Raw genomic sequence first — 8,756 nt, 5'->3', positions numbered from 1 at the left:
AATATCTCCAGGGTCTGCTGCAGGCTTATGTCAAAGCAGGAGGTGTCATAATCGAGAATATTAAAATTGAAGGTATCGACACGGAAGATGGTATTCATACAGCGAAATCCGGAGAACAAGTCTTTAAAGGGAAACATATAGTATATGCTACTCATACTCCGCCGGGAATTAATGTATTCAGTTTCCGTTGCGCACCCTATCGTAGTTATGTTATTGCAATAAAGTTGAAAAGCGGGGCATATCCAAAGGGCCTTATCTACGACATGCAGGACCCTTATCACTACATCAGGACGCACGAAATAGATGGGCAGGAGCTGTTACTGGTTGGCGGGAATGATCATAAGACTGGCCACGACGATCCCGAAAAGGCGTTTGACGATCTGGAGAAATACATCCGCAAATATTTCAATGTTTCCTCGGTGAAATATAAATGGTCGTCACAATATTATATCCCGGTTGACGGGCTTCCATATGTTGGACAGATTCCATTCTATGCTGATAGGATTTACTGTGCAACAGGCTATAATGGTAATGGAATGATGCTGGGTAGTATTTCAGCACAGATCCTGGCCGAAACTATCATGGGAAAAGAACACCCTTATGCTGATCTCTTTAGTACAACCCGCATCAAACCTGTAGATGGCTTTACTGAATTTGTAAAGGAAAACGCGGATGTGGTGTATCACTTTATCGCCGACCGGCTCTCAGTCCATGAAACCGATTCATTAAAACGGCTTAAACCAGGCACCGGCAAAGTTGTGAAGTTTGACAACAGAAAAATAGCTGCTTACCGCGACGAGAAGGGAGATATCCACGCGTTAAATCCGGTCTGTACCCATGCCGCTTGTATTGTAAACTGGAATGCGGAAGAAAAAAGCTGGGATTGCCCTTGTCACGGAGCGAGGTATGACATTGAGGGAAAGGTTCTGAACGGACCGGCGGAGAGGGATCTGGGGAAGATTGAGTTAGAGTAGCTACAATTGAACCAGGAGCCAAGAATCAAGAATCAGGACAATGGCCGGCTATTGAATGTCTTGGTTCATGGCTCTTGATTCACTAGTGTCCGGTTAAAATCTAAAAGTCAATTAAAACAGTCTTTTCAGTGCTGTAATAGTGTTTTGGTTAACGTTTCTTGAAGCAAGCCCCCGTGTTTCACAAAGTTTAAAATTTCCCAATGTTTTTCGGCTGTCCGGTAAAAAATCACTTAAGTAGTCGATTTTATCCTGTTAGACCCTTTGTAGCTTCAATATTCATCGAAATAATTCTTAAACTTTCAAATATTGGACCCATTTATAATACGGCTGTCCGGTAAAAAAAATAGGATAAACTTTCCCCGGACACTAGTGGCTCTTGATTCTTGGTTCTGCCCCATAAACACGTACAAATAACTCACATACAGGTCGTTTAACTAAAACCACTTCGACTTCGCTTTGTTATACAGGTAAAGACGGAGGTATTATGAACGATAAAAATAAAAAACCTGATAAGGACCCAAGAAAATCTTCAGGCACTGAGCGCCAGGACGACGAGTTGGATATTGGCAACGATATTAGTATGGGTAGTATTACGGGCGCAGGTGTATCTGATTTTGATCCCGATAAGGACTCCCCGGAGACCGAAGAAAGAGAGTACAGAGAAGAGGGCGTGGACGGAGATGATCAGCGTTCAGATGATAACGGCATAAATCCTGCTCCTGGTGAAGTGGATCACGAAAAAACAGCTTCGAATACGCATATGTATATTGAAAATGCAGACGAGGATAAATTGAATCCATACCCGGATGAACTTAAGCCCGATCATGACGACGAACACTTCAATTCAACCTGGATGATGTCGGGAAGAAATAAAAAGGTTTAAAGTTGCCCCTATGGAGTTAAAAGAGCCTGTCCTGAAAGTACTCAATAAAATTTATGAACCGGATTCATTGATCGAGAAGCCTTTCAAAAAGTACCACATGACATTCAAAACTGATGAGCTGGGCAGACCTATTCTCTTATTCCTTGGTAAAAAAGAACTTGACGGGAGGATCAAAGGCGACAGATTTTCGAGGCGTCTGAAAACCGATAGTGCAGGGAAAGTGATCAAAGATCATTGGGAACATAAGGGGAAAGCGACGTAAGATGAGGTGCTAGATAAGCAATCATCCATACAGCCCTTTGGAATGTAGACTTGCAAATAGTACTACACTAAGCACATCGTTGCGCAACTTTCAACTTTCCACTTTCAACTTTCAACTTATTAGTATATTCCGGTCAATTTACTACCGGATTGAACAACTCTAAAATTATTATTGCCATCATAGACGACCATCGTCTGTTCAGGGCTGGTATATCTGAACTTCTTTCGAATCAGGAGGATATTGAGGTAGCGTTCGAAGCCGATAACGGAGTTGAGATGCAGGCTAAACTTGAGAAATCTGACATTACCCCTGCTGTTATTCTTATGGACGTCAACATGCCACAGATGGATGGCTATGAAAGCACACGCTGGCTGACAAAGCATTATCCGGGAATTGGAATCCTGGCCTTAAGTATGCTGGATGAGGACGATACGATCACAAGGATGCTTCAATCAGGCTCGGGAGGTTACCTGTTAAAAAATGCGAATCCTGAGGAGCTTATAGCAGCAGTTAGAGAGATCGCATTACACGGCTCCTATCTCAATAATATCGTCACCGAAAAATTTATGCGCTTGGTGAAACGGGGCAATATTTCTGTACCGCCACTTTCGTCAAAAGAGCTGGAGTTTCTAAAGTTGTGCTGTACTCCTATGAGCTACTCTGCTATTGCTTCTGAGATGAACATTAGTGTGAACACGCTGGAAAAACATAGGGCCGCAGTATTCCGTAAGCTTGCTCTTCCATCAAGGCCGGGTGTTATGCTTTACGCGATAAAAAACGGCCTGGTTAACGTCTGATCCTTACTGAAAAAGCGAGTATTGAACATGCTCAAGAACCGGAACATTCATAGCGGGGATTGCCAGGTCGGTTGTAGGTTTCCGTTCAACTTCCACTTTCAGTTTTCCGCTTTCAACCGATTCGATGTAGTAAATCTTCGTCTCCCTATCCCTTGACGCTACAACAATTTCCGTTTCCCCAGCCCTCCGTTTGAATAATTCGAGTACCAGATCCGGCGAGTTATTATCTCTTGAGAGATGGGACAACAGCAAGTGGCTCATGTAAGGAGGCTTACAGGAAGTGAACAGTTCAAATGCCTGTTTATTTGACAAGTGTCCGTGACCTCCACGAATCCGTTTTTTAAGAAAATACGGATATCTGCCATTGTCGAGCATTTGCTCGTCATAATTCGCTTCAAGAAAAGCAGCATGACATTTTTTAAAATACTTTACGAGGTTTTCGCATGGGAAACCAATATCTGTGAACACACCTACGGTTACTTCCCGGCAGCTTACAATAAAGCTATGCGGTTCAGAAGCATCATGCAGTTTGGGAAAAGCAGTAATTACCAGCTCGCCTATGTGAATGCACTCATGGGCGTTGAACGTCCTCACAAGTTCCTCCTGAAGCGTAAGCCGGCCTCCTGATAAGGTTCCGGGCGTAATATAAACAGGCAGCTGATATTTTCGGGCGATGACCGGCAGTCCGCTAATATGATCTGAATGTTCGTGAGAAATGAAAATAGCCCGAACCTTGTTCATGGAAAGCCCAAGCCTGGCCATTCTCTTCTCCGTTTCACGACAATTTAGTCCGACATCTACAAGAATAGCATCTTCTTCATTGGCCAGATAATAGCAATTTCCATTGCTGCCGGAATTTAATGAGGTGATGTGTAATGCCATGAACTGTAAGCGGACAAATTTCGTATATTATTGAGCTATAAAATTATAGAAAAACTACTAAATAATTTAGCTATCAGTACTTATATTCGCAATTATCAATGTTTAATTTACCTATTTCTTTCAACATGAGCTCATCTTCTTTTAAATATTCGGTTATAATCCTATTGTTCTTTGGTGTATCTAATTCCTATTCCCAGGGCCGAAAAATCGTCAATTATACAGAAGTAGGAGGACTGATCCATCTGAGCAACACATTCGGCAGTAATGCGGAGTTTAATGGTTTCCGGACAAGAACCGGAATAACGCGGATCATCAGTAAAAACTACGGCTTAGGTTTTGCGCTTGGTACGGATAACTACAAAAGGAGTACCGGAGCAACTTTTAACACCCTGCCGATCACATTAAACGCGGCATATTATTTCAATCCGGAACTCACCGGCTTCAAATTGGACGCCTACGGAGGTTATTCCATTAAACTTTTCGACAATCTTAACCGCGGACTTACAGCGGGGGCCGGGCTCTCCTATTCTGTGGCTGTCAACGATGGGCTAAACCTCGGCGTGCAAACAGGTTATAATTATCAGGAAATTGACTATCCTTCCACATTTGTTCAGGAAGGTTTTAATCTGGGTTCATTTCGTATCGGTCTGGGCATCACCTTCAAATAGATTAAAGACTCAGATCTGTCACAACTGATATCTTTTTCACTGTTTTGCTAACAAATCATCGATGACGTTGTTAAGCTTTAAAAACACTATTTATGCAACAACGCATCCTTGTGATCGACAACGACCAGGATATTCTCGAAGCGGTTAATACGGCTCTTACGATGGAAAATTATTCCGTTGAAACCAGCCCAATTGTTGAAGACATATTTCAAATGATCAACGACAAAAGCCCGGATCTTATTCTCATAGATTATTTGCTTTATGGGATCAATGGAGGTGAGTTGTGTCATATGATCAAATCTGAACCCAGCACCTCGCATCTTCCCGTTATAATTTTCTCAGGTTACCCAAAAGTTATTCAATCGCTTGGCACTTATGAATGTGATGCCTTCATAAGCAAGCCATTTGAACTTGACAATTTTATGGCTGTTATCAAAGATTGCTTGGCAAAAAGTGTAAAACAGTCTTCAAGCGAGCATTAATAGCTCTGATTTCATAATCACTTAACTATAGTATTTTATTCCTGTTCTGACATAGGCAAGATGGATTTTATATGAAGATAAAAGTGGACAGTAAATAGTTTTTGATGTCAGGATGCATTGTTAGCCATTACGTATGTTTAGTCACATAAATCAAATGATTTTTCATTGCTGGTGAAAGGTTAGTGAACTGAATTGGGCGTTGCGCCGTTGGGCGGCGCCGGGCTCTCCACTGCAATCTTTTTCTGCTGAAGCAGAAAAAGTATTTTCATTCCGATCCCTAACGCGCCTAAACGCTGTAAATGCAATTGAACATTCCCATATTAGCGGGGTCTTTTAATTATCATGGCAAAATCCAAACTCTCCGACTCAGAACAGGTAACTGAACACATTCAAAAACTTCAGCAACCTGCTGCCGAAGCTGTCGAGCTGATTCGGCAGATCTTTTTAACAGCCGATAAGCAAATATCAGAACAGATCAAGTGGAACTCCCCGAGCTTCTATTATAACGGGGATATGAAACCGTTCGATCCCAAAGAGTACAGGCGTGATATTGCTGTTACGAACCTACACAAAGGGCGTTTGATGCTGGTGTTTCCAACAGGGGCTAAGATTGATGATCCAAGCGGACTACTTGAGGGTAAATTTACCGATGGGAGAAAGATCGTGAATTTCATGGATGCCGATGATGTAAAAGCAAAAGAGGAAAATCTTCGAGCGGTGATTAAAGATTGGTTGGATAAGGTTGAGAAATAGCACCGCACTGACTTTCGAAGTCTATCTCCACCATGCACGTGACTTCGTCAGTCTCGGAAAACTTAATAAAAGACTGGCGAAGTTTCCTTCCACTCGCTTAGTAAACTTCGCAAGTCACCTAACACCAAACACCAAACAATATTTTCAGTAATTTTGTATTTCTTTATTGAGATACACAATTATGCCCAACAAAAAATATAAGATCGCAGTTGTCCAGGTTAGCCTGAATGACATTCCTGAGAATAATCTAAAAAAATGCCTGAAATGGGTGAATGATGCTTCGGAGCAAGGGGCTGAAGTTATTTGCATTCCCGAGCTTTACAGCGGGCACTATTTCTGTCAGGACGAAAATACCGATGCATTTGCCTTGGCAGAACCTTTATACAGCACATCTTTCACTGCCTTCAGCGCGCTGGCAAAAGACCTTGGCGTAGTTATTATCGTTCCTTTCTTTGAGAAAAGAATGGCGGGAATTTATCATAACAGCGCATACATAATTAATACCGATGGCACCGAAGCCGGCTTATACCGTAAGATGCATATACCAGACGATCCTCATTTTTACGAGAAGTTTTATTTTACTCCGGGAGATATCGGTTTTAAAACCTTCCCTACCAATAAAGGCAAGATCGGCACGCTTATTTGCTGGGATCAGTGGTATCCGGAAGCGGCACGTCTAACTGCTATGCAAGGTGCAGAGGTTATATTCTATCCTACTGCAATTGGCTGGCATCCTAAAGAAAAAGATGAACATGGCGAAAAACAGCAGAATGCATGGATGACAGTGATGAAAGGTCACGCCGTTGCTAATGGGATTTACGTCGCTGCCGCGAACCGTATCGGACTCGAGCAGTACGTTCCTGGAACAGATGGTATCCAATTCTGGGGTTCTTCATTTATATGCGGGCCGCAAGGCGAAATACTTGCCCAGGCATCCGAAGATAAAGAAGAGATCCTGATCGCTGAAGTAGATCTTGACCTTCAGGAAAATGTTCGTCAGAACTGGCCGTTCTTTAGGGATCGCCGCATTGATTCTTACGAGGATATCACTAAAAGGGCACGTTAAATGAGTGTCGTTAACAGAAGGTTTCCTGCCGAGTGGGAAAAGCAGCAGGGTATATTACTTTGCTTTCCGCATAGCGGTAAAGACTGGCCAGGAAAATATGAAGCCATTAAATGGGATTTCGTTGAATTCATCAAAAAGATTTCCCTGTTTGAGCAGGTGTTCTTAATCATCGCCGATAAAAAACAACAGGATTCAGTGGGGGACATGTTAAAAACCGCGCACGTAGACCTTAAAAAAGTTTCATTCATTGTTCACCGGACCAACAGAAGCTGGATGCGTGATTCAGGACCTGTTATAGTTCATAACGGCACAAAACGCGAAGCTCTTAACTTCAACTTCAACGGCTGGGCTAAGTATAAAAATTACCAGCTCGACAAGCATGTCCCTGAGAAAGTTGCCTCCTTTTTGAAAACACCTTTAACCCAGGTAACTTATAAAGGAAAGCCGGTTATATTGGAAGGCGGTGCAATCGATGTGAACGGTAAGGGAACCTTACTAACATCGGAAGAGTGCCTTATGCACCCAAGTATCCAGGTACGCAATCCCGGGTTTACTAAAGCCGATTACGAAGCTGTATTTAAAGAATATCTTGGGATTACAAATGTGATCTGGCTCGGCGATGGCATTGAGGGGGATGACACCCATGGGCATATTGATGACCTCTGCAGATTTGTCAATGGAGATACTATTATTACCGTGGTTGAATCTGATCCTAAATCTCCTAACTATGCGCCTCTACAGGACAACCTTTTAAGATTGCAGAATGCCCGGCTTGAAAGTGGAAGTAAGCCAAACATCGTTACGCTGCCTATGCCACAAAAACTGGAATTTGAAAACCTAAGCCTCCCTGCCAGTTACGCTAACTTCCTGATCCTGAATAATTGTGTTTTGGTGCCAACTTTCAACGATCCTAATGATCGCCATGCATTAAATATTATCGCAGATTGCTTCCCTGACCGGGAGATAATTCCAATAAATGCCATCGACTTAATCTGGGGGTTTGGAACGCTACATTGCTTGAGCCAACAGATACCTTTATAGTATCAGGTATCAAGTATCAAGTATCAAGAAGATGTGGGCTGCATGAAATATCTTTCAGTATGGAAACCTTGTATTTAATTGAGAATGCCGACCGATTTTTCCAGGGCGTAAAGCATCTTCTGTATTTCAATTATTTTTAACATGATTTGGTTCATAAGTATCTCATCGATAAAGTTTAAACGATGAGCAACAATAAGTTGCGACTCCACTTCGAAAGCTGATCCGGTACTAACCGACAAGAAATGTCTGAACTCCTTGTTTGATTTTCTGCCAGCACCCTCGGCAATGTTTGAAGGCACCGATACTGCCGCTCTCCTTATCTGGCTTGTCAGGCCGTATTTTTCATCAGCAGGAAAGTTCTTTGTAATTAAATAGATTTCTGTAGTAAGATCAATCGACCTCTGCCACACGGTGAGATTCTTAAAATTATGCATCTCACAAAGTTCTCAATACACCTATTATATTCAACAAAAGGCACCCTTACACTTATTTAACGGCACGGTATCTTGATTCTTGATACTTGCTTCTTAATACTACAGCAACAAACTATCAATCCTGTGCGCATGTACGATATCCTGGCAAGGTGACCATGTGAAGATCGTAAAAATACCATCCTGAGAGGCTACCAGTGCTATCGCATCCTTTTGATCGTGGACAAACTGTGCCGCAGACATATGTCGTGTCCCTCCGGTCATTGCAGGATTTACAATTACACCATCACCACCAATTATTGGTTCTGTAACAAGCATACGCTCAACTCTCGGGCTCAACTCTGTCCGGCCAATTTTTGCACCAAAGGCAAGAACCTCGTGCTTATCGGTAATAACAGTAGCCCCATCAATGGCTGTAAGGCCAGCAATGCTGTCAATTTCATGGGCTAATTCACCCTGCCAAACGCCATTGCTCCAGTTCTTTATATCCTGTTTAATCAAGTTGGAAAGACCGGCG

Annotated in this window: 11 protein-coding genes and 1 pseudogene; 9 read left to right on the top strand and 3 right to left on the bottom strand. The window is 42.5% G+C overall.

The genetic code is table 11. The features are described from left to right. From WKF69_RS10145 to WKF69_RS10130, 4 genes are all read left to right on the top strand, one after another. The coding region (locus WKF69_RS10145; protein ID WP_340381589.1) for an FAD-dependent oxidoreductase at positions 1 to 974 on the top strand (974 nt) is incomplete at its 5' end. Positions 975 to 1,458: 484 nt separating this feature from the next. Beyond that, positions 1,459 to 1,857: a hypothetical protein gene (locus tag WKF69_RS10140; RefSeq protein WP_340381588.1), complete on the top strand. Its 399-nt coding sequence runs from the start codon at positions 1,459 to 1,461 to the stop codon at positions 1,855 to 1,857. 10 nt (positions 1,858 to 1,867) lie between these two features. Continuing rightward, the gene (locus WKF69_RS10135; protein WP_340381587.1) at positions 1,868 to 2,119 is read left to right on the top strand and encodes a hypothetical protein; all 252 of its coding nucleotides are present in this window, start codon (positions 1,868 to 1,870) and stop codon (positions 2,117 to 2,119) included. 149 nt (positions 2,120 to 2,268) lie between these two features. Continuing rightward, the gene (locus WKF69_RS10130; RefSeq protein ID WP_340381586.1) at positions 2,269 to 2,916 is read left to right on the top strand and encodes a response regulator transcription factor; all 648 of its coding nucleotides are present in this window, start codon (positions 2,269 to 2,271) and stop codon (positions 2,914 to 2,916) included. Between the two features lie 3 nt (positions 2,917 to 2,919). On the opposite strand, the gene WKF69_RS10125 is transcribed toward WKF69_RS10130, so the two are convergent. Then, positions 2,920 to 3,798, bottom strand: a complete 879-nt coding sequence (locus tag WKF69_RS10125) for an MBL fold metallo-hydrolase (protein WP_340381585.1) — start codon at positions 3,796 to 3,798, stop codon at positions 2,920 to 2,922. Between the two features lie 125 nt (positions 3,799 to 3,923). Here WKF69_RS10125 and WKF69_RS10120 point away from each other — a divergent pair, with 125 nt between their 5' ends. The 5 genes from WKF69_RS10120 (at position 3,924) to WKF69_RS10100 (ending at position 7,808) form a co-directional block, all read left to right on the top strand. Next, complete coding sequence (locus WKF69_RS10120) at positions 3,924 to 4,466, top strand: hypothetical protein (protein WP_340381584.1); 543 nt, start codon at positions 3,924 to 3,926, stop codon at positions 4,464 to 4,466. A 92-nt stretch (positions 4,467 to 4,558) separates the two neighbouring features. Beyond that, positions 4,559 to 4,948 carry a response regulator gene (locus WKF69_RS10115; RefSeq protein WP_340381583.1) on the top strand — a complete coding sequence of 130 codons (390 nt, stop codon included), beginning with the start codon at positions 4,559 to 4,561 and terminating at the stop codon, positions 4,946 to 4,948. 342 nt (positions 4,949 to 5,290) lie between these two features. After that, positions 5,291 to 5,701, top strand: coding sequence for a DUF1801 domain-containing protein (locus tag WKF69_RS10110; protein WP_340381582.1), 411 nt, complete (start codon positions 5,291 to 5,293; stop codon positions 5,699 to 5,701). A 181-nt stretch (positions 5,702 to 5,882) separates the two neighbouring features. Continuing rightward, positions 5,883 to 6,767, top strand: coding sequence for a carbon-nitrogen hydrolase (locus WKF69_RS10105; protein ID WP_340381581.1), 885 nt, complete (start codon positions 5,883 to 5,885; stop codon positions 6,765 to 6,767). Continuing rightward, complete coding sequence (locus WKF69_RS10100) at positions 6,768 to 7,808, top strand: agmatine deiminase family protein (RefSeq protein WP_340381580.1); 1,041 nt, start codon at positions 6,768 to 6,770, stop codon at positions 7,806 to 7,808. A gap of 74 nt (positions 7,809 to 7,882) precedes the next feature. Here the strand turns inward: WKF69_RS10100 and WKF69_RS10095 are convergent, their stop codons facing one another. Together WKF69_RS10095 and WKF69_RS10090 are read right to left on the bottom strand one after the other, a co-directional pair. Then, entirely contained in the window at positions 7,883 to 8,242 is a 360-nt protein-coding gene (locus tag WKF69_RS10095) for a four helix bundle protein (protein WP_340381579.1), read from the bottom strand. A gap of 99 nt (positions 8,243 to 8,341) precedes the next feature. Then, positions 8,342 to 8,756: pseudogene (locus tag WKF69_RS10090) on the bottom strand (hypothetical protein); the annotation flags it as partial.

The organism is Daejeonella sp., from assembly GCF_037719425.1.
Taxonomy (GTDB): Bacteria; Bacteroidota; Bacteroidia; order Sphingobacteriales; family Sphingobacteriaceae; genus Daejeonella.
This window is presented reverse-complemented; position numbering and strand designations above follow the sequence as displayed.

Bases quoted from the DNA above. Each gene is read 5' to 3' on its own strand.
- WKF69_RS10140 (WP_340381588.1), top strand. From the start codon at position 1,459: ATGAACGATAAAAATAAAAAACCTGATAAGGACCCAAGAAAATCTTCA.
- WKF69_RS10135 (WP_340381587.1), top strand. From the start codon at position 1,868: ATGGAGTTAAAAGAGCCTGTCCTGAAAGTACTCAATAAAATTTATGAA.
- WKF69_RS10125 (WP_340381585.1), bottom strand. From the start codon at position 3,798: ATGGCATTACACATCACCTCATTAAATTCCGGCAGCAATGGAAATTGC.
- WKF69_RS10120 (WP_340381584.1), top strand. From the start codon at position 3,924: ATGAGCTCATCTTCTTTTAAATATTCGGTTATAATCCTATTGTTCTTT.
- WKF69_RS10115 (WP_340381583.1), top strand. From the start codon at position 4,559: ATGCAACAACGCATCCTTGTGATCGACAACGACCAGGATATTCTCGAA.
- WKF69_RS10110 (WP_340381582.1), top strand. From the start codon at position 5,291: ATGGCAAAATCCAAACTCTCCGACTCAGAACAGGTAACTGAACACATT.
- WKF69_RS10105 (WP_340381581.1), top strand. From the start codon at position 5,883: ATGCCCAACAAAAAATATAAGATCGCAGTTGTCCAGGTTAGCCTGAAT.
- WKF69_RS10100 (WP_340381580.1), top strand. From the start codon at position 6,768: ATGAGTGTCGTTAACAGAAGGTTTCCTGCCGAGTGGGAAAAGCAGCAG.
- WKF69_RS10095 (WP_340381579.1), bottom strand. From the start codon at position 8,242: ATGCATAATTTTAAGAATCTCACCGTGTGGCAGAGGTCGATTGATCTT.